12 protein-coding genes are annotated in these 21,959 nt (G+C 41.3%); 10 read left to right on the top strand and 2 right to left on the bottom strand.

Annotation, left to right across the window (positions count from 1 at the left end; translation table 11 throughout):
* Positions 1-169: 169 nt before the first annotated feature.
* Positions 170-445: a hypothetical protein gene (locus QT327_RS12335; RefSeq protein ID WP_013666531.1), complete on the bottom strand. Its 276-nt coding sequence runs from the start codon at positions 443-445 to the stop codon at positions 170-172.
* A 152-nt stretch (positions 446-597) separates the two neighbouring features.
* Positions 598-1,341 (bottom strand): DeoR/GlpR family DNA-binding transcription regulator, encoded by a 744-nt coding sequence (locus QT327_RS12330; RefSeq protein ID WP_130857841.1) that lies wholly within the window; start codon positions 1,339-1,341, stop codon positions 598-600.
* A gap of 647 nt (positions 1,342-1,988) precedes the next feature.
* On the opposite strand from QT327_RS12330, the gene QT327_RS12325 reads away from it, so the two are divergent.
* From QT327_RS12325 to QT327_RS12280, 10 genes are all read left to right on the top strand, one after another.
* Entirely contained in the window at positions 1,989-4,976 is a 2,988-nt protein-coding gene (locus QT327_RS12325; protein ID WP_289553002.1) for a SusC/RagA family TonB-linked outer membrane protein, read from the top strand.
* A 65-nt stretch (positions 4,977-5,041) separates the two neighbouring features.
* On the top strand, positions 5,042-6,331 hold the full coding sequence (locus tag QT327_RS12320; RefSeq protein ID WP_289553001.1) for a RagB/SusD family nutrient uptake outer membrane protein: 1,290 nt from the start codon (positions 5,042-5,044) through the stop codon (positions 6,329-6,331).
* A gap of 370 nt (positions 6,332-6,701) precedes the next feature.
* A complete protein-coding gene (locus QT327_RS12315; protein WP_289553000.1) occupies positions 6,702-9,785 on the top strand; it encodes a SusC/RagA family TonB-linked outer membrane protein in 3,084 nt (1,027 codons plus the stop codon).
* Between the two features lie 11 nt (positions 9,786-9,796).
* Positions 9,797-11,431, top strand: coding sequence for a SusD/RagB family nutrient-binding outer membrane lipoprotein (locus QT327_RS12310; RefSeq protein ID WP_149105667.1), 1,635 nt, complete (start codon positions 9,797-9,799; stop codon positions 11,429-11,431).
* Positions 11,432-11,863: 432 nt separating this feature from the next.
* Positions 11,864-15,163 carry a SusC/RagA family TonB-linked outer membrane protein gene (locus tag QT327_RS12305; protein WP_149105666.1) on the top strand — a complete coding sequence of 1,100 codons (3,300 nt, stop codon included), beginning with the start codon at positions 11,864-11,866 and terminating at the stop codon, positions 15,161-15,163.
* Positions 15,164-15,174: 11 nt separating this feature from the next.
* Positions 15,175-16,893, top strand: a complete 1,719-nt coding sequence (locus tag QT327_RS12300) for a RagB/SusD family nutrient uptake outer membrane protein (RefSeq protein WP_149105665.1) — start codon at positions 15,175-15,177, stop codon at positions 16,891-16,893.
* A gap of 105 nt (positions 16,894-16,998) precedes the next feature.
* A complete protein-coding gene (locus QT327_RS12295; RefSeq protein WP_149105664.1) occupies positions 16,999-18,246 on the top strand; it encodes an exo-beta-N-acetylmuramidase NamZ family protein in 1,248 nt (415 codons plus the stop codon).
* 63 nt (positions 18,247-18,309) lie between these two features.
* Positions 18,310-20,151, top strand: a complete 1,842-nt coding sequence (locus tag QT327_RS12290; protein WP_149105663.1) for an outer membrane protein assembly factor BamB family protein — start codon at positions 18,310-18,312, stop codon at positions 20,149-20,151.
* Complete coding sequence (locus QT327_RS12285) at positions 20,148-21,008, top strand: glycoside hydrolase family 9 protein (RefSeq protein ID WP_289552997.1); 861 nt, start codon at positions 20,148-20,150, stop codon at positions 21,006-21,008. Before QT327_RS12290 ends, QT327_RS12285 begins: the two co-directional genes overlap by 4 nt.
* Positions 20,972-21,958, top strand: a complete 987-nt coding sequence (locus QT327_RS12280) for a glycoside hydrolase family 9 protein (RefSeq protein ID WP_289554430.1) — start codon at positions 20,972-20,974, stop codon at positions 21,956-21,958. Before QT327_RS12285 ends, QT327_RS12280 begins: the two co-directional genes overlap by 37 nt.
* Position 21,959 lies beyond the last annotated feature (1 nt).

The raw sequence follows: 21,959 nt of genomic DNA, 5'->3' as shown, positions 1-21,959 counted from the left end.
AAGTCTCTCTCTTTTTTTTCGAAGAAGAAAATTTTAACACTAATTGACAATCTTACTGAGAAACTATGTGATAAAGGTAGGAATATAAAAAACACAGGTTAGCTAGTGTAGCGATATATAAGAAACAAACCGGAAAGACCATTTGCTTCTTATATATATAATAACCGTACTAATAATCGAGGTCTAATAAGCTACTGAGTGGGATCATGATTCCGTTTTTCAATTGCAAATAACTATCAGTTAACATCCATACGGTAGTTTCTACTCTTTTTGGCCCACTGGTAGTATTAAAAGTAATGACCGATTTCGATTTAAATTCATTTCCTAATCTTACAGCACTTTGCAATTTATAACGCAATTCACTTACGTGGCTCTCGGGTGCATCGATTATTTTATAGTTCCGAATATCCTCCTTATTGATTAACTCTGCAATAACGGTACTCATAGCAATTTGTTTTAGTTTGGTTTGGTATAACAATATTAGTCAAATGGCTGCACAAGTTCAAAAAATGTGAGAAATAAAGACGTTACATTGACTTTTGTTACACTAAACTACCTAAAACGGATTAAAAATGGATTAAAGTAACATTAGAATAGCTAAATTACCTTTACTATTTGCGAAAATCGACTTAAGCTTTCATGTTTAGGATCCAAATCGGTCACTAAGTAATCGATGGCATTCACATTGCAGACTTTCATTTTCTGTACTGAATTCAATTTTTCAGCAATGCTTAGAATACCTGTTTTTTGTGAACAGCGGAGCATCGCTTTCTTAATTTGAACAACTTCCCAATCCGAATCCGTAACACCATCTTCAACCGATAGGCTGTTAGTTCCCAATAAACAAAGATCAACCCTGATTTCCGATAGCTGATTAATCACTTGAGAACCAATCGTTACATTGGTGCTTCTGGCTAGTTTACCTCCTATTAATATCACATCATCGCCTGACCGTTCTGCCAGCTCCAAAGCGACGAGGGGGCTGATCGTAAAAAAGGTGCATTGCATTTTTTCGGGTAAAGTTCTCGCTAGTTCCAACATCGTAGTCCCCCCTCCCAGCAGTACGGCCATGCCATCCTGAATAAGGGTTATTGCTTTTTGAGCAATTGTCTTTTTTGACTCCCGCGCATAAACCTCGTTATCCTGAAACGGATACTGAAAGGACTTAGATAGGGCTCCGCCATATACTTTTAGTACTTTCCCATTTTCAGCCAATTCATTTAAGTCTCTTCTTATGGTATCCTCTGATACATTCAGTTGAACGCTGAGGTCGGATGATAGAACCTTATTGTGCAGGTTTACTTCGCGCATTATAAAAGCCTGTCTTTCTTCTTTTAGCATGTTGGTTAATTTTTTCCTTAAGACTTGTAAATATATATTTTTATCACAAAATAATAATGCGATGATGTTAATCAGCAGGGTTTCAATTTAAAACAGTAACCAACTATTTTGTGGTAAGATTCAGCTATCGGCAGCAAGCTATCGGTTTCGTTCCTGTTTCAGCGGTCAAAAAGTTCGATCTCCGAAGGCTAATTTTCTGAGAGCGGGATATCTTTTTCCATTTAGTGTATCCATTTTGCATCCTTATCAGTCGACAGACACCTTATTCCCAAAATACGAAAAAAAAAGCCTCCACATTTCATTGAGATAGAATGCCAATAACACTTCAATTTCAATCATGGCAATCGGGTACATCTATAGCCTAAGTGCATGTTTATACATATAAATATTAAAAAAAACGCAAAATATTGCATAACTATTTTTTTTCTTATACTTGTGTATCCAATAAGCTTAAATACAGCAAGTAACACCTAATAAACTGCGGGATAAATTCAAGAACATAACTATGCAAGCAACAATCCCAATCAACCGATTCACAAACATTTAATGATTCATTTTATGACCAAATCAATCAAATTACTGTTTTTTATCTACCTTTTTTCATCCAAGCCATTTATGCACAGCAATCCGTTATAGTTGGGCGTGTAGTGGATGAAGCAAGCCAGCAACCGTTAGCAGGGGTTTCTGTCAAAATCAGAAATTCAACTGTAGGAACTTCAACGGATGCGGAAGGTAAGTATTCTTTGAACGTTGACAATCTGAACGGTCAACAATCTATTGTTTTTAGTTATACAGGATACAAGAGTGAAACGAAGACAATAGCGTTAAAAACCGGCAAAAACCTGTTAAATTGCGGCTTATCTTCTGATCTTGTTGGGCTAGACGAAGTCATTATCACCGGTACCTCAGCGGGAACGACACGAAAACAATTGGGAAGTTACATCAGTTCCGTAAAAGGCGATGATCTTACGAAGGGCAGAAGCGGAAATGTCTTATCGTCGCTGCAGGGAAAAACGGCAGGCGCTCAGATTTCTCAGAACTCCGGCGACCCGGCAGGCGGAATCTCGGTACGACTAAGAGGAATCAGCTCTGTCAATTCCTCATCTGAACCACTTTATATTGTTGATGGTATTATTGTCAATAATAATACGACCCGTGTAACCAATACGCAAACCGGTTACGATGGCGGCAATTTTGTCGGAACGATCGGTCAAAATCGACTAGTAGATATTAACCCAGCCGATATTGAGCGAATCGAGGTATTGAACGGTGCTGCGGCTGCAGCAATCTATGGTTCGAGAGCGAATGCAGGCGTTGTACAAATCTTCACCAAAAGAGGTTCGCTAGGTAAGCCCGTGGTGACTTTTTCTTCCAGCTATTCCAACAGTAACTTACGAAAAAAAGTCCCTGTAAATCAGTCACCTGTCAAATTTGGCGGATCCGTCGATACAGAAACTCAGGACGTTCTGAATACCGCACTTATAACCACTTCTCCGGTTAACCGTTATGATTATCAGGACTACATTTTCAGAAATGCAAGCGGTACCGACAACAACCTTTCTGTAGCCGGTGGGAAAGACGACACGAAATATTATGTATCAGCCTCCTACTTTAATAACCAAGGCATTGTTAAGAACACAAACTTTAGACGGTTCAGTCTGCGAACTAACATCGATCAAAAGTTAGCCGATTGGATTTCCTTTAGTGCAGGATTAAACTATATAAATAGTGGAGCGGACGAAAAACCAGATGGAAATTCGTTTTACTCCCCTTTGAACTCTATCAATATTATTGCCAATTACCACGATCTATTCACAAGAGATGTTGATGGAAACTTAAAGTCGGTTGGAGAAAGAGGTCGAGTAAATCCCGTTTCAGTTATTGAGGACATTAAGCAACGTCAGGAAGTGAACCGCATTTTAGGCAATTTAAACCTAAAACTTACGCCCGTCGAAGGTCTTTCGATCGACTATACCCTAGGCGTGGACCACACCGGACAAAATGGAAAAACATATATACCACCGTATACATACAACGTTAATCCCGATTATTGGGGAGGTGGAAGCAACTTGAACCCAACTCAGAACGGCTATGCCAGTGTCGCTAGCAATTCAGCTCTTTTGATCAATCAAGAACTTAATGCGACTTACAACGCCACGCTTTCTGATGTACTAACATCAACTTCTCAATTGGGCTTTTCTTATCAATATGAAAAATCCAACTATAACATGCTTAATGGGCGAGGTTTAGCACCGTTTATCGAAACGGTTAACGCCGCCAGCACAATTTTGCCCGGCATGGATATTAGAAGCGAATACTCCGTAAGCGGGGCTTACTTTCAACAAAATTTCAAATATAAAGATCATCTATTTTTAACCGGTGCCGTCCGGGTAGATGAATCTTCCGTGTTTGGTGAGGACAATCGCAGGCAGGTATACATAAAAGGTAGTGGCAGCTATGTGTTATCGTCTGCAGATTATTGGAAAAACACATCGCTAAGCAATTGGTGGAATTTATTCAAGTTGCGTGCGGCTTACGGCCAATCAGGAAATCTAACCGGCATTGGGGCCTACGACCGATACAATGCCTATTCCTCTCAAACTTTTTTAAGCAGGGTTTCCCTCTTTTCGAGCGCCACTCTCGCAAATGAGAACATTAAACCCGAGCGTCAGGCTGAATTGGAATTAGGTGCCGATCTATCCTTCTTTAACAATCGATTGGGTGCTAGCTTTAACTGGTACAACAAAAAGGTGACGGATTTATTAATATCCCGAGTGGAAGCTCCGACCACCGGATTTTCAAGTTTTCTCGATAATGTTGGTTCCTTACAAAATCGAGGAATCGAATTGGTACTGAATGGCGCGCCCATTAAAAACACCAACTTTGAATGGAATACTTCTGTCATTTACAACCGGAACCGAAACAAAGCACTGGATGTAGGTGGCCTACGGTTATTCAGCACTAACCCCGGAGCACCTGTAGCCATTATTGACGGTCAACCTATCGGTGTCTTTTACGGCACCTTTTTCGCTAGAAATCCTGATGGCAGTCTATTATTGAACGACAAAGGGATTCCGCTAATTGAACGAGGCATCCAAAATGGAACAGAATACACGCCCCAACGCGACGCGAACGGCTTACCCATGGGCACTCCTTTACGTAGAGTTATAGGTGATCCGAACCCGGATTATACACTTACTTTCGTAAACGATTTCACCTACAAGAAGTTATCCTTACATATGCAATTTGATGCCGTACAGGGTGTAGATGTCTGGAATGCTGATTGGCGAACCAGACAAGGTGTAGGCAGCGGCGAAATAGCAGAACAGGAACAAATGGGTGAGATACCAAGAGGTTATATAGCCGGTGTTTATGCAGTCGAAGAATGGAGAATTGACAACGGTAATTACATCAAATTGAGAGAAATTTCACTAAGCTACAATTTGGGTAAAGTAAAGTTTTTTAAGGATTTTACTATTAGTGCGAGCGGTAGAAACTTGTTCTCTATTGACAAATACAAAGGTTATGATCCAGAGGTCAATGCCGGTGGGCAATCCACCATATTACGTGGCATCGACTTCGGAGCTATTCCGATCCCCCGAACGTTTACGTTAGGTGTACAGGTAAAATTATAAACTCCATCAATAGCAGTATTTAATCAGTATGAATATCGACATGAAAAAAAAACAACAGCATATGCATGCGTCTTTTCTATTATGGATATGGATTAGCGCTAATTTTCACACTCTCATCGTGTACCAAAGATTATATCGATCCCTCGAGAGCATTAAACGAAGAAGCCCTATCGTCATCCCAAGCTTTAACAGATATCAGTATCGGCTTGCAACGTACTTACAGTTACCTAAGGACAAGCAATATCTATAATAAAGTAACAGCTAACGGCTTCGTTACAAACGAACTTTTACTTAGAAATGAAGGAAACATTCCCGAATTGCAGTTAAGCACCGGGGGTTCTACAGTAGATGGAACGAACACCGTGCTTGCAGGTCTATGGACAAGCAGTAATAAAATCATATATGATGCCAATCTCGTCATACAAAACGCGAGAAAGCTAGCTGATAAAAATCGAGCTAGTGGCATCATCGCTTACACAACGGTTTTGAAGGCCCTCTCATTGGGGGACTTGGCGATGAATTGGGAACAGGTACCGGCAACTGTGGGACGCAACGCTTCGTTTGTCGACCGAATGGAAGGTTATAGAATGGCAATTAGCAGTATTGATAGTGCCTTGCTTTTCACAGAGACGGACTCGATCAGTAATGCATTTTTGCAGGACATTCCCGCAGCGAGTATCGATATAAAAAATACACTTTATGCACTAAAAGCTCGTTATTCATTGTATATAGGTGATTATGAAGAAGCATTGAGCGCGGCCAGTCAGGTGGACCTAAAAAAGGTGTCGGTATTTGCCTATGACAATGTTTCCCCGAACCCGATTTACACATTTGCTACGTCCACAAATAATGTCTTTCAACCAAAGGACGAACATTTAGGGCTACCGGAGGCTCTCTATCCAGATCCCAACGATCAGCGTGTATTATTTTATATTGAAAACGCCAATCCCGCACCGCCGGCTGTACGCATTAAAGGATTTTGGTTCACCAATGAATCACCAATACCGGTCTATTTACCGGGCGAAATGCTTTTGATTAAGGCCGAAGCCTATGCCCGGACTTCTAGGCTTGATTTAGCTTTGATAGAGCTAAACAAGGTGATCACAAAAAAGCCAAACGATGATGTTTATGGACTTGGCGCCGCGATGCCTGGCTTAACAGTCCCTTATAGTGAAGAAGAGCTCTTGACACTAATCTATAAGCATCGATGTATCGAGCTTTTTATGTCAGGTTTAAAATTGGAAGATATGAGAAGGTTTAACCGTCCACAAACAGAAATGAAAAGAAACTTCTTTCCCTATCCGTTTGTTGAACGGGACAACAACGCTAATACCCCCGCAGACCCAACATTTTAGAATAAGGTGCCCATGGTAATGGGCACCTTATTTTTTGTCACCTATTCCATACATCCCAATGCACTAAATACCGCTTTACTTTACAAAGTACTTATAAAGTAGTAACTATTTGCAAACAACCGGATCATACATGCTCTTTTTTTGCGCTTTTCTATAACTAATAAAAAAATAACGCATAAATTTGCATTACATAGAAATTCTCAATATTCTTGTACTGAAAACGGCTTTCATCCACAACATTTATAAAACCAATAAACTGTAAGGGAATAATAGAGATATAGCGTGCAAGCTGGGACTTGCCTCGTAAGTGCACTATTTACCGGTAACTAGATTATTATTAATCCATATATCGACCACTAATTATCAAAACATGAAAAGAAAACTACTCCTCTTTATGCTGGGATTGTTTTTTGTTTCTGCCCACCTACTGGCGCAGCAAAAAACCATTACCGGAAAGGTAACGGACTCTCAAGGACAACCACTTCCAGGGGTTACTGTGAGCGTAAAAGGTACGAGCACGAGAACTCAAACGAGTAGCGAAGGATTATATAGTATTGAAACAAGTTTGGGTCAAATTTTGCATTTCACTTATATCGGTTTCCAAGCACAGGAGACAGCAGTAGGCACAAGCAATGTAATCAGTGTATCGCTACAATCAACCAGTTCTGATCTTAATGAAGTGGTTGTGACGGCTATGGGAATCAAACGTGAAGTCCGAAGTTTAGGTTATGCCGCACAAGACATCAAATCCGAAGAGTTGCTTAAAAATAAAGATCCCAACATCATAAACTCACTCAACGGTAAAATTGCCGGTGTAAATATCACCAATTCAAGCGGAGCACCCGGAGCTTCCTCATCCATTGTATTAAGAGGCGGAACTTCGCTAGAACGGGATAATCAGCCATTATTTGTTATTGATGGAATGCCTATGGACAATTCGACAGGACAGGGAGACAATAGTGCATTTGATGGATCTGTAAATATCTCAACTACAAATAGTAATCGGGCAATGGACATCAATCCGGAAGATATTGAATCTATCTCTGTATTAAAAGGTCCGGCCGCAGCGGCACTGTATGGATTAAGAGCTGCGGCAGGCGCCATCATCATCACGACAAAAAAAGGACAAGAAGGTTCTACTACCGCTTCCGTCACTTCACGATTTATGACGAACTGGGTTAATCGTTTACCCGAGCAGCAACACCTGTACAAGCAGGGCTCATATTATAGTGGTGAATTTTCAGACCAAACCGCTTTATCTTGGGGGGATAAATTTATATCCGGTGAAACAAGTTATGACAACCTTGGCAATTTCTTCGAAACGGCTAGAGCGTATGATAACAGCTTTAATGTTTCCGGAGGCAGCGCTAAAGGAAATTTCTTTCTTTCCGCTTCTAATTTAGACCAATCAGGGGTTGTTCCAACTACCAACTTCAAGCGTTCTACCGTACGTTTTAATGGCGAACAAAAGTTAGGCATTTTCACTTTTGGTATTAACGCCTCTTACGCCGTAAGTAAGTCACAGAAAACGCTTACGGGGAGTGGTCTTTGGGGATCCAGTGGTGGTGGGTATATGGAAAGTGTGCTATCATGGCCATTAAATGCCAACATGAAAGACTGGATAAATCCGGATGGCTCTAATAAATTGCTTCTTCCTGACGTGAAGCTTGAAGATAACACGGACAACCCATATTGGATTATCAATAAGAATCCACAAAATGACCGCAACAACCGTCTTATTGCCACTGCCTATACACAGGTTAAAATCACTGACTGGTTCGACGCAACTTATCGATTGGGGATTGACAATTACACTACTAACTTTAGAAGCCTTATTGCTCCCGGATCTAGTGTAAAACTTGCTTGGCAAGACGGGATGCTGTCGGAAACAGATCGAGCCTATAATTATATCAACTCGAATTTGATGTTGAACTTTCATAAGACCTTCTTTGAAAACTGGGACGCGAGTTTGGTTTTAGGAACGACTACAGAAGACACCAAGCTTACCTCCAATTCAAGGAGAGCGGAACAATTCGAAATTCCAAGCTTCGTGGATATCAATAACGCTTCCAACGAAAACAAATATTATACTCAAAGTATCAATCGAAAGCGATTGGTTGGTGTTTATGGTGATTTCAGGCTGTCTTATAAGAATATGGTTTATTTGGGCTTCACAGGCAGGAACGATTGGTCATCAACTCTTCCTTTACAAAACAGATCATTCTTTTATCCTGCTATAAGTGGAAGCTTTGTTTTCACAGAGTTACTCCCACAAAATCGTTTTTTATCTTTTGGAAAAGTACGTGCTTCTTATGCACAAGTGGGCAAAGACGCTGCTGCTTATCAAACCGCAACGTATCTCTTCGGACCTGAATTAACAATAGGAGGTGGTTATAGAAATTATTGGTCTCGAGGAAACGATTTGTTAAAACCAGAAACAACCAAGTCAGTCGAATTTGGGACGGATTTACGATTTCTGGGCGATCGACTCGGCTTCGACTTCACGTATTATAAAAACAAAAGTGTTGATCAGATCTTAACGCCGCGTGTGAGTAATGCAACCGGGTATATCTTAAGTTCAGTGAATACCGGTATTTTAGAAAATAAGGGGATCGAAATCATGTTAAACGCTACACCAATAAAGCGAGAAAACTTCAAATGGGATGCTACCATTAACTTCTCACACAACAATGGTGTTGTAAAAGAACTGCCCGGTTCGCTACCTATTTTATATGTAACTGATGTACAGGTAGGAAACGGCAAAGCGGCTTCTTTCGGAAATGGTGATTTCATGGGGATAAGTGGTTCTAAATGGCAAACAGACGCTAACGGCAACCTATTACTCGACTGGAACACAGGATATCCACTAACTAGTAATTCTACCACTACGTATATCGGCAATCGTGAACCCGATTTTATTGGAGGTTTTAATAATAGTTTTACCTTCAGAAACTGGAGTTTCTCTTTCCTATTTGATTTCCGTAAAGGTGGAGATATTTACAATGCTACCGAGTACTTATTAACAGTAAACGGCATGAGCAAACTGACCGAAAATCGTGGTAATACGGTCACTTTTACCGGTCAATCGCTAAATCCGGAAACCGGGCAATATGAAGCCGTAACGCGAGAAGTTGTTGCAAACGAAAAATATTACCGGGACATTTATGCCAATAACGTACCCTTTTTCATAGAAAACGTGAACTGGCTTCGTCTCCGCTCTATTGCGCTGGCATATTCTTTACCTGCAACCCTTTTGAAAAAAGCATCATGGATAAAAGGTGCAACAATTACAGCTACGGGAACGAATCTCTTATTATTTACCAATTATTCAGGTATGGACCCGGAAACAAGCGCTGCAGGCGCAGGAGTGGTAGGCTCGGGCTCGGTAGGAATTGATTATGCCGGAGTTCCTGCCACCGCGGGATTTGCACTCGGTTTGAACGTAAGATTTTAAAATCAAAAAAAATGAAAAAGTCTGTATATATTCTGCTTTTGTCAATCGTTTTTACCTCCTGTAAGAAATGGTTGGATATAAATGAAAATCCAAGTAGCCCTAATTCCACCGTACCCGCTCCGGAACAACGGTTACCACCCATCATTGCACAATTCGCTGATGGTTACGAGAGCGCCGGTACACGGGTTGCATTTTTAGCACAGCAGCTGGCTGTTACCTACGCAAACAACAATAACTGGAATCTGACGAGATGGTACTCGAACGTCTCCAGTGCTAATTGGCCTTGGCAATCGTGGTACGTAAACACAGCGGTGAATATACAACCGCTCATTGAAGCATCAGAGAAAGTAGGCGCTTATCATTATATAGGTGCCGCCAAAATCATGAAAGCTTGGGGCTTTGGATACTTAGCCGATTTTTACGGCATGTTACCCTATGATGAATTCGACATACCAGGCAATTTAACCCCGAGGTTTGATGATGGTGCCTATGTGCAAGGGAAAGTAATCGCTCTGCTAGACGAAGCGATAGCAGATCTTCAAAAATCACAGGAAATTACGGCTCCTGATTTAGCTGAAGGAGATATATTAAATGGCGGCAAAGTGGAGAATTGGATTCGCTTAGCTTATGGCTTGAAAGCTCGCTTTTTAAACCATCTCACAAAAAAAGCGGACTACAATCCGCAAGCAGTTCTAGATGCTTTAGCCTCCGCTCCCCAGTCGGATGAGCAGAGTTCTATTATGCAGTATGTAGACGAAGAGGGTGTTGCAGACAATAGCAAAGCAGCTTTACAATATGTAAATATTGGTTCTACCGGCCGCATAACAAAGCTTTACTATGACTATCTTTCAAACAACTATACAGGAGCGCCTACAGGCAACAATAACATGGAGGATCCGCGAATGGATCTGCTCATCCCTCGAATGGAAAACCGAGAAGGCCAATTAGTACGTACTCAATTCGTCGACATGTCATCTGATCTGCCAAAAGCCGGTCCTTCGAGCTATAATTACTCCGCATCAAGTGACAGGTTTTCCAACAAAGATTCAGTATACGTTCAACTTCGGATGGATCCTACTAAGCCGCAAGCGGGACAACGTATACTGTCAACTGGTTCATGGTATACCCAACGAGGAGGTAAAGGGCTTCTTTTGACTAATGCTGAAATGCGTTTCATTGAAGCCGAAGTACGACTTCGGCTAGGCCAATCGACGGAAGCCCTTACGGCTTACAAAGCAGGTATTCGTTCCCACATGTCAATCATGGGAATTACGCCAACAGTTATTGAACAATTTTTAAGTAGTTCATCAGTTATCCAAAATGCCGGCGACCTTACCATGAGCCACATTATGATTCAAAAATATATTGCCTTATCTTACTCTCCGGAGGTATGGTGTGATTTGAGACGAATGAATTATTGTACAGATGCATCAGGAAGTTATAACGAAACAGTTGGTATCTATAAAGGCTTCAAAAGACCTTCCCATGTATTTATAGAAGCCTACCCTAGTCCTACCGACTGGCCGCGACGATTTGCCGTGCCAAGTTATGAGATCAACTTTAACATTGAGCAAGTAAGAAAAGCAAATCCAAATGCGGAAAGCCCCACTTATCTAAACGAACCGGTTTGGTGGGATCAACCATAGGTTGTTTCAAATAATGATAAAGGGCATGCAATAGCATGCCTTTTTTGTTGATATGCTTCCTGTCTTTCTATTATTGAAAAGCTTTTTGGAACCTCTCTATTCTGCCAATTCCAAAATAATGCACAAATCCGCAAATGTTAACACTTCAATAACCTTAAAGACACATAAACAAAATAAAAAAAGCTCATCATTGCATGAAACACGTATATAAATGCACTTTTATGTACAAATTATTAAAGAATACGCATAATGTTGCATATGTTATTTTTATTTTGTAATCTTGTAATGTTAACCAAAAGGGAGGACGAACCTATTACTCCTTAGCAGAACCAATTAAGCTGAATCGGAAGATTGAAATAATGTGTAAACCAAACCAGTATAGCTTGAAAAAACTCAAATAATCAACATAATTGACCATTAAAAACAACCAAAATGAAACGAAAACTACTTTTATTTTTCGTAGGGCTATTCTTTGTGCCAGCCCTCCTCTTGGCACAGGAAAAAACCATCACGGGTCGAGTTACAGCGGAGACCGACAAGTCGCCTCTGCCGGGAGTATCCGTCAAGATCAAAGAAACGAACCAAGGAGTGACTACAAATGATATCGGCTCCTACTCCATTAGCGCGCAAATAGGACAAACACTCGTTTTCTCTTATATTGGGTCGAATACGAAAGAGTTGATTGTTGGGCAAGAAAACGTTATCAATGTTCAGCTGGAATTAAACGAGACCACCTTGAATGAGGTAGTAGTAGTTGGTTTCGGAAAACAAAAGAGGGCGAATCTAACAGGAGCGGTTTCGACTGTAGATGTGCAAAAAACTTTTGAGACGCGTCCTATAACAGATCCCGTTAGAGCTTTACAAGGCACTGTCCCGGGATTAACGATCACAACTCCGAGTGGAGATTTAGGGACTAATCCAACCATTCGTTTACGAGGAGCCCGGGGATCAATTAATACCGGATCAACCGGAGCGCAACCGCTTATACTTGTAGATAACGTAGAAGTGCCCTCTCTTCAGATGATTAATCCAAACGATATTGCAAGTGTATCTGTTCTTAAAGACGCAGCCTCAACATCGATTTATGGAACTAGAGCGGCATGGGGAGTGATATTAATCACAACCAAATCAGGAAGTAGAGATACACCTAGCCGTATCACCTATACCAACAATATTGCCTTGCAGAAACCGACAAAAACTCCGAAAATTGCCGACGCAGCAGCTGGCGCTCGAATGGCTCTTGATGCGGCACTACGTAGAAATCCTTCGCAACCCTTCTATTCAAGTTTGGGAGTACGCTTCGATGAGTTGGCGATTCAAAAAATGCAAGAATGGGAAAATCAATATGGCGGACAAGATTTAGGGCCTGAAATGGTTGAAGGTCGCGATTTTGAGGTGAGGGACGGTGCCTTATTTTTTTATAGACCCTGGGATGCCCCCGGTATGTATATGAAAGATTTTACGCCCCAACAAAACCATAATTTAAGTATCAATGGTGGGAGCGACAAAATTAACTATAACATGGGATTCGGGTATTTAAACCAGGATGGAATACTTAAAGTCAATCCGGATCAATACGACCGATACAATTTGAATTTAGCAGTAAATGCCTCTGTGAACAAGTGGCTTGACGTTCGTACAAAAGTACTTTATTCAAACTCTACGTTAACAAAGCCTTATTCCTATAATGGAGACACCTACGATCCATGGTTCTATCTCTATCGATGGCCTAAAACATTTCCGTATGGCACCTATCAGGGGCAGCCATTTCGGAATGCCATAACCGATGTAGAGCAGGCAAATATGACAAGTACCAAGTCAAATATGACACGATTGACGATCGGTGGTACCGCAAAAATCCTTCCCGGATTAACAATGGATGCAGATTACACCTACACTAAATTAAATGATTTAGAACATATTGTCGGTGGCTCGGCAAAGGGATGGAACTATTGGAACGGAAATCCCATGACTCTCGAAACTTATACGACTCCAGCCCATGACCGGGTTAGAAAGAACTCAAGCTGGGAAGATCGACATGTTTTTAATGCGTATGGAAACTACGCTAAAGAGTATGGGGATCATGCATTTAAGGCCTTGCTGGGGACAAACTTGGAAGTATTTCAAAACGGAAACCATTTCTCCCAGCAAATGGGTTTAATGGATCCGTCGAAAGGAGAATTCGGATTGGCTACCGGTGCGCAAACCGTAGGCGGAAGGGTTAGACATTGGTCAACATTAGGTTATTTCGGACGCATCAATTATTCTTTTCAAAACAAATTCTTATTAGAACTAAATGGTAGATATGACGGTTCTTCCAGATTTCCGGTAAACGACAAATGGGCTTTCTTCTCTTCGTTATCTGCCGGATATATTCTATCTCAGGAGAAATTCATGGAATTTGCCAAACCTTATTTAAGTTTCTTAAAGATAAGAGGATCTTATGGAAGTGTTGGAAACCAAAATGTAGGAGAAAATGTCTTTTTACCGGTTATGCCCGCTTATTCAACCGGCGATCTTGCCGGCCAGTGGCTAATAGGTGATGCATTTATGCCAACTTTTCAGAATCCAAGAGCCGTCTCTGAAACCTTAACTTGGGAACGAGTTACTACAACGGATTTTGGGCTTGATGCCAATTTTTTCAATGATAAAGTTAATTTAAGCTTTGATTGGTATAACCGTACGGTTAGCGACATGTTAAGCGCAGGCCTTACCCTTCCTTCTTCTTTTGGAGCGACGGCACCGGTGCTAAACGCGGGAAAAATGCAAACCAAAGGTTGGGAACTCACAATCGGCTATAACCATACTTTCAGTAATGGACTGAATATAAGTGCTACGGGTCAACTGAGCGATTTTACAGAAAAAGTTACCGAATTTCCAGGCAACTCAACCAAAATTTTCACACAGACAATTGCCTCCTCACCGGTTTATAAAGGACAAGTAAGTGGTGAAATCTGGGGTTATGTTACTGACCGTTTCTTCACGAGAAACGATTTTCAGCAAGATGCAAATGGCAATTTATTAACAGATGAACGGGGCCGCTATATACTAATTGATGGCATCCCCTCTCAAAGGAGATTCGAAGGAACCAGTCCTTGGTTCTTCTATGGTCCGGGCGACATCAAATACAAAGATCTAAATGGTGATGGAGTTATCACTGATGGCGAAAACACAGTAGGCAATCCAGGCGATCAGAAAGTCATAGGAAATTCCACCCCGAGGTGGCAATATGGATATCGAATGGACTTTAGTTACAAAGGCTTTGATTTTGGATTTTTCTTACAAGGCGTAGGAAAAAGGGATCTTTGGGCCGCTGGCACAATGGGAATCCCTGGTTTTAGGGCAGCCGAAGGATGGTACCAGCATCAACTAGATTATTGGACACCTGAAAACCCGAATGCATTTTATCCGCGTCCAACGGATCATGAGCAGAATAGAAGCAATAAAAACTTCCTTGTTCAAACGAAGTATCTTCTCGACATGTCTTATTTAAGAGTTAAAAATCTAACTTTTGGATATTCATTGCCTCAAAAATTAATTAGCAAAGCAAAAATTCAAAATCTCCGAATCTTTTTCAGCGGTGAAAACTTATTCGAATTGATAGATAATGTCGACATCCCAATCGACCCCGAAACAGATTATACCTCATTGGGATTAAATGATCCTAACTCTTTCGGAAGAGTTTATCCGTATCGGAGAACTTATTCATTAGGTGTTCAACTAACCCTATAAAAAATATTCTTATGAAACGCACAGCTTTAATATATGTACTAACCGTCCTCCTACTAGCAGGTTGTAAAAAAGATTTTCTCGAACGAGACCCGTTGGACGAACTTACTAACAACGATTATTGGACTAGTGAAAACAATGTTAGAACCTTTTCATATGGTTTTTATGAGCGTTATTTCCGCGGATATGGAAGAGGTAATACATGGGGAGACTATTTTTCGGGTGAGAGTTTGAACGATGATTTCGCTAATACAGCCCCAGCTCAATTCGTTCAGATTGTCCCTTCCTCAGCCGCAGATGCTCTTTGGACATTTGAATGGGTTAGACGAGCCAATGTGATGCTTGCCGGTATACCTCAGGTGCCGATGGATGAGGAGGCAAAAAATCATTGGACAGGTATTGCCCGTTTTTTTAGAGCCATGGAATATCATCGTCTCGTGAGTCGTTTTGGCGATATGCCATGGTACGATCAGGTTATTGACGATCAAGATACCGAGCTACTTTATAAAAAAAGAGATCCAAGACAATTTGTTACAGACAAAATGCTCGAGGATTTTCAATTCGCAGCAGAACATGTACGTCTTCAGAATGGTGAAAAAGGATTGACTGTTAACAAAGATGTTGTTTTGGCTTTTATGTCACGTGTATTTTTATTTCAGGGAACATGGCTTAAATATCATGACATTGATCAGGAAAAAGCAAAAACGTATTTGGAAGCAGCGAAATGGGCAGCCAATGAGCTTATTATTTCAGGACGGTATAGTCTTGGTCAAGACTACCGATCCCTCTTCAACTCACTGGATTTAAGCTCGAACCCGGAAATGATTATGTATAGAAAATATGCAATAGGAATTTTAACACATGCGTTGCATAGCAATAATAACAAAGAATCTCAAGCGGGTATCTCTAAAAATGCGATTGAAAACTACCTATGCACCGATGGGTTTCCTATAACCTTATCCAAAGTATACAAAGGAGATCACTCAATTGGTGACGTACTTGCTAACAGGGATCCACGAATGGCAGGCACGGTTATACCCGAGTTGAGGCTTCAAGGAATTGTAACGAACTATTCGACTTCAGGATATTCTGTGCATAAGTTCCTTAATGAATCTATTAAAGATCTTCCCGAAGGGAACTTAAGTGGAAATCCTACTGACGCTCCTATTATTAGATACGGTGAGGTACTAATCAATTATGCAGAAGCCTGCGCAGAACTCGGTACCATTAGCCAAGAGGATCTGGACAAGTCTATTAACGCACTCCGCAAAAGAGGAGGGCTTGCCAATAGACTACCTGATTTGCAAGTTTCCGGTTCTTCAGCTATGGTTAATAATGTTACCTACTCCGATCCGACAAAAGATCCGGACGTATCCTCTATTGTATGGGAAATAAGAAGGGAACGTCGAGCTGAGCTAATGATGGAGGGCTTTCGGCTTAACGACCTGAGGCGTTGGAAGAAACTCGCCTATACAGATACGAGAAACAACATGAGTATCAATCGTGGTGCTTGGATTAATAAAAATGACTATTTAGATGATGACGGAAAAAGTCGTGTAGCGAATTTGGTACTGGAAGGCGGTGGCGATATCGGATACATTATACCTGCCTTTAGAGCTGAATCTCAGCGAGTATTTGACAATGAGCGGGTTTATTTATGGCCCTTACCGATTGATCAAATTACCTTATATCGTGAAAACGGATCGGAGCTTAAACAAAATCCCGGCTGGTAATCGTTAAGCCGATTCCATTTATATAGGCACCATTTCGGCAAAAGATAAAATATTTATATCTTTTGCCGAAATACCATAAACAGTCCTTAATTAAGAAAAACGTCTATGAAACGCATACAACTTCTCCCCTTTATATTCTCCTTCCTCGCTCTTTTACATGCATCTTGCACGCAAGGTTCGCAAGGCAAGCGGGATACTAGACAAAAAGAAAGTCGCCAAGCCATTACGAAGGATAAAATTCTTACCGGCGCTGATCAGCTTGGAGCTTATTTACCATTGCTAAAAGGAAAAAAAGTCGGACTAATGGGCAATCAAACCTCAGTGGTTGGGCCGGATAAAAAACATCTGGTAGATGTGCTATTAGAAAACAAGATCGACCTTCGATTTGCATTTGCACCGGAACATGGTTTTAGGGGCAGTATTGAACGTGGTGAGAAGGTCTCCAATGAGGTAGACGAAAAAACAGGTTTGCCATTATACAGTTTATACGGAAAAAACAAAAAAGCTGACTCCATCGTTAACTCCATCGATATCATGTTATTCGATCTACAAGATGTGGGGGCTCGGTTCTATACCTATATTGCATCTATGCATCAGGTTATGCAATTGTGTGCAAACCATGGAAAGAAAATAATCATTTTGGATCGTCCAAATCCAAATGGAGATCAAGTAGACGGCCCGGTAAGAAAGGATGATAAATTTAAGTCTAATATCAGTTTTCACAAAATAGCAATGATTCATGGCTTGACGATCGGTGAATTGGCTCAAATGATCAATGGCGAAGGATGGTTGGACAAAGGAAAAAAATGCGATTTGACCGTTATATCCTTGAAAAACTGGGATCATAAAACACCTTACTCATTACCCATAATCCCCTCCCCCAGTCTACCGAACGATGTCTCGGTTCGTTTGTATATGTCTCTTTGCCTCTTTGAGGCTACAGACGTGAGTGTAGGAAGAGGCACAGATTGGCCCTTTCAGGTATTGGGTTACCCGGATCCTTCCTTCGGCAAATTCACTTTCACTCCGGGCTCCAAGCCTGGTATGAGTGCCCACGTTGAACAGCAGGATAAAACATGCTATGGACTTGATTTGCGCGATATAGACCCCAAAAGTTCAACTTTTACGCTTAAATACGTATTGGATTTTTACAAGCTATTTAAAAAAGCAGGTATTGCTGACCAATTTTTCGCTCGCCCCGAATTCTTCAATAAACTGGCAGGCAATGATAAACTCATACAACAAATTAAGGCCGGTATGACGGAAGATGAGATCAAGGAAAGCTGGAAACCGGAGCTTGAAATCTATAAAAAAATGAGAAAGAAATATCTGCTATATCCGGATTTCGAATAGCCCCTGTATTAATCGCTCATCATACCCGATGACGTCATCCGGGTGCAAAAACAACTATAAGTGATGAAAAAAATACTCATCCTTCTTTTACTCCTTTTTGTTGAAAAGACCTATGCACAGGATTTTCATTTTGCACATGTTACCGACACACATGTTGGGAGCGAAACCGGTGCGGAAGATTTAAGAAAAACTGTTGCAGATATCAATAAAAATAAAGACTTAAAATTTGTAATTGTTTCGGGTGATATTACCGAATTCGGAGCGGATCATGAACTTAAGCTTGCCAAACAGATACTGGACAGCATAGATATTCCTTATTACGTTGTTCCCGGCAATCACGATGCGAACTGGTCAGAAAGTGGCGGCAATAGCTTCAGGCAGGTTTTCGGTTCAGAAACCTTTTATTTCACCCATGGAGGTTATCGATTTGCCGGCACCAATTCGGGACCAAATATGCGCATGGGACCCGGGCAGATACCTAGAGAAAACCTAGTCTGGCTAGATTCCGTATTAAAACTGAATGACGATTTACCACTGATCTACGTCAATCATTATCCACAGGATTCTTCCCTCAATAACTGGTACGAGGCGATAGACCGTATCAAAAAACATAATGTACAACTTTTTCTTTGTGGGCACGGCCACGTCAATAAAGCTTATGATTTCGAAGGTATTCCAGGTGTAATGGGACGTTCGAACCTACGGGCAAAAAGAAGCACCGGTGGTTATAATATAGTACGCATATCATCCGGCAAAGCTATTTACCAAGAACGAAATCCAGACAGTCTTACTCAATCACCCTGGTTAACTATCCTCTTGAAAAACCACCACTTTGAAAGGGACATTGATGTATATCCTCGACCTTCCTATGCTGTGAATGAGAAATTTAAACAGATACAGGAAGTATGGGGTTTCCAAGACCGGAGCGATATAGGCTCAGGGCTTGCCTTGGCTAAAAAAAAGCTGATTACCGGGAATACATCTGGCGAAATATATGCCTTAGACGTAAACAGTGGAAAGAAGCTCTGGTCTTTTCAAACGCAGGGAAAAATATACGCCACACCGACCATTTGGAAAGACATGGTAATTGCTGCCTCATCCGACAGTTATATTTACGGTATCGACTTACGAAACGGGGTGCAAAAATGGAAAATCAAAACAGGTAAAGCCGTGCTAGGATCTCCCGTGGTCCACAAAGGCATTGCTTATATCGGTGGGTCGGACGGCACTTTCAGAGCCATCAATATCCGCTCGGGTAAAATAAAGTGGTCATTTGAAGGATTAAAAGGCTATATATCTGCTAAACCGCTGATTTATCAAAACAAAATTTATTTCGGCACTTGGGGAAATGAGTTTTATGCATTGGATCTAAAAACGGGAAAAACGTGCTGGCATTGGAGCAATGGAGCCTCAAACAGAATGCTGTCGCCAGCTGCCTGCTATCCCGTAGGAGCCAATAACCGCATCTTTATTGTCGCTCCCGATCGTTATATGACAGCGCTCGACGCAGCCAAGGGAACAGTAATCTGGAGAAAGAAAATGGATAATTACCGTGTCCGTGAAAGCATTGGACTTTCGGCAGATCGTTCAATGGTATATGCCAAGACAATGGACGGGCAGCTCATCGGTGTATCGACAAAGGCTAATGATATGCGAATCGTTTGGCAATCGTCCCTTCAATTACCTTACGAGTTGGCCCCTACAGCTATTGAGGAGTCGAGTAATATCGTCTGGGTTCCAAGCAACTCCGGATTGTTAACGGCCATTAAACGCCAAGATGGAAAACTTATTTGGCAGCATAAAATTTCCAATTGTTTGATAAATCCTTTGTTGCCGTTAGACAAAAAACATATCGTAGTCAGTACAATGGACGGAAAAATTGTAAAATTAAGCGTTAGAAGATGAAAAAGCTTATCTTTTATTGCGCCATCTTTAGCTTTTGCTTTGCTTGCGCATCAAAAAAAATACGGCAAAATCAGCATACCGTGATTCGCATCAATCAATTGGGATATGGTCCAGAAAGTATAAAAGTAGCCGTTTGGGGCTCTTTAAATCAAGAAAGTATTGATTCTTTTAGTTTGATAGACGCCCGCAGTAAACGAAGCGTATTCACATCCGATGTAGGCAGAGACTATGGCGCATACGGTCCATTTAAGCAGAGCTATCGGCTAAACTTCTCTAACTTTGCGGATACGGGAAGCTTTTACATTGTAGCAGGTTCAGGAAAGTCACCGGTCTTTCGGGTAGCGCCCGATGTATATAAAGGAACGGCTGATTTTGTGCTTCGCTATATGCGTCAGCAGCGGACGCTATTCAATCCATTTCTAAAAGACAGTTGCCACACACATGACGGCTTTACCTTATATGCCGCCAAAGCGGGTCTACCTGATAGCACGAAGATTGACGTTGGAGGGGGCTGGCACGACGCGTCAGACTACCTACAATACTCCACTACGTCAGCTAATGCGATCTATCACTTGTTAGCTGCATATCGGGATTTTCCGGGTGTTTTTATCGATGAAAAACGAGCGAACGGGCTCAGCGGTCCCAATGGCATTGCAGATGTATTGGATGAAGCAAAATGGGGATTAGATTGGTTGCTCAAAATGCATCCCGAACCACATCTCATGTTCAACCAAATTGCAGATGATCGCGACCATGCCGGTATGCGGATGCCGGCTGAAGATCCTTTTACGGCCGTGGCTATGAGCGACCCGTTTATTTCATTGATGGACAAGCCCAACAAAGAGGAAAATTTCTAAACAATACAACCGGCACCAGCTCGACGGCTGCTAAATTTACGAGTGCTTTCAATCTCGGCAGTTTATTATTTACACATGTAGATGAAAGCTACGCTTATAAATTAAGAAATAAAGCCGAAAGCGCATATGATTTCGCAAAAATAAAGCCGGGAGTAACACAGACCGTTTCTGTAAAATCACCCTATATTTATGCCGAAGACAATTGGGTAGATGATATGGAATTAGCTGCGGCAAGTAATTTACAAGTAACAGGTGATATTAAATCTAAGAACGAAGCGCTACAATACGCGAGGCAAGAGAAAATAACGCCATGGCTTGAAACCGACACAGCTTCACATTACCAATGGTATCCATTTATCAATCTAGGCCATTATGAACTGGCAAAACAATTGAATGGAAAAGATCGGGAAGAGCTAATTTCCTATTATCGGCAAGGTATCGAGAAAGTTTGGACGAGAGCAAAACAAAACGCTTTTTTTCGAGGAGTCCCTTTTATATGGTGTAGTAATAACTTAACGGTTTCTTTTGCTATCCAATGTTTATGGTATCGAAACTTGACAGATGACGAATCTTATACAGAACTTGAACAGTCAAATATCGACTGGCTATTCGGATGCAATCCCTGGGGAACAAGTATGGTATATGGTTTACCCCGCAATGGCGATAGTCCAACAGATCCACACTCGGCATTTACTCACTTAAAAAATTTCCCTATCGATGGCGGACTGGTAGATGGCCCGGTATATAGCAACATATTCAATAACCTAATCGGTATTGAATTGGTAGACCCGGATGAATACGAAGCGTTCCAATCCGACTTAGCAGTCTACCACGACGATTATGGTGATTATAGTACAAATGAGCCCACCATGGACGGAAGTGCGTCACTCATTTATTTATTGGCAGCCAAAGAACATGAGTTACAGGGAGGAACTCCGGGAAAAAAGTAGT

Source organism: Olivibacter sp. 47, assembly GCF_030372825.1.
Classification (GTDB): Bacteria; Bacteroidota; Bacteroidia; order Sphingobacteriales; family Sphingobacteriaceae; genus Olivibacter; species Olivibacter oleidegradans.
Note: the sequence above shows the minus strand (reverse complement) of the source record. Positions and strands in the feature narration are given on the sequence as shown.

What these genes read in the sequence shown, in the direction of transcription:
- QT327_RS12335 (WP_013666531.1), bottom strand. Translation starts at nt 445, where the DNA reads ATGAGTACCGTTATTGCAGAGTTAATCAATAAGGAGGATATTCGGAAC.
- QT327_RS12330 (WP_130857841.1), bottom strand. Translation starts at nt 1,341, where the DNA reads ATGCTAAAAGAAGAAAGACAGGCTTTTATAATGCGCGAAGTAAACCTG.
- QT327_RS12320 (WP_289553001.1), top strand. Translation starts at nt 5,042, where the DNA reads ATGCGTCTTTTCTATTATGGATATGGATTAGCGCTAATTTTCACACTC.
- QT327_RS12315 (WP_289553000.1), top strand. Translation starts at nt 6,702, where the DNA reads ATGAAAAGAAAACTACTCCTCTTTATGCTGGGATTGTTTTTTGTTTCT.
- QT327_RS12310 (WP_149105667.1), top strand. Translation starts at nt 9,797, where the DNA reads ATGAAAAAGTCTGTATATATTCTGCTTTTGTCAATCGTTTTTACCTCC.
- QT327_RS12305 (WP_149105666.1), top strand. Translation starts at nt 11,864, where the DNA reads ATGAAACGAAAACTACTTTTATTTTTCGTAGGGCTATTCTTTGTGCCA.
- QT327_RS12300 (WP_149105665.1), top strand. Translation starts at nt 15,175, where the DNA reads ATGAAACGCACAGCTTTAATATATGTACTAACCGTCCTCCTACTAGCA.
- QT327_RS12295 (WP_149105664.1), top strand. Translation starts at nt 16,999, where the DNA reads ATGAAACGCATACAACTTCTCCCCTTTATATTCTCCTTCCTCGCTCTT.
- QT327_RS12290 (WP_149105663.1), top strand. Translation starts at nt 18,310, where the DNA reads ATGAAAAAAATACTCATCCTTCTTTTACTCCTTTTTGTTGAAAAGACC.
- QT327_RS12285 (WP_289552997.1), top strand. Translation starts at nt 20,148, where the DNA reads ATGAAAAAGCTTATCTTTTATTGCGCCATCTTTAGCTTTTGCTTTGCT.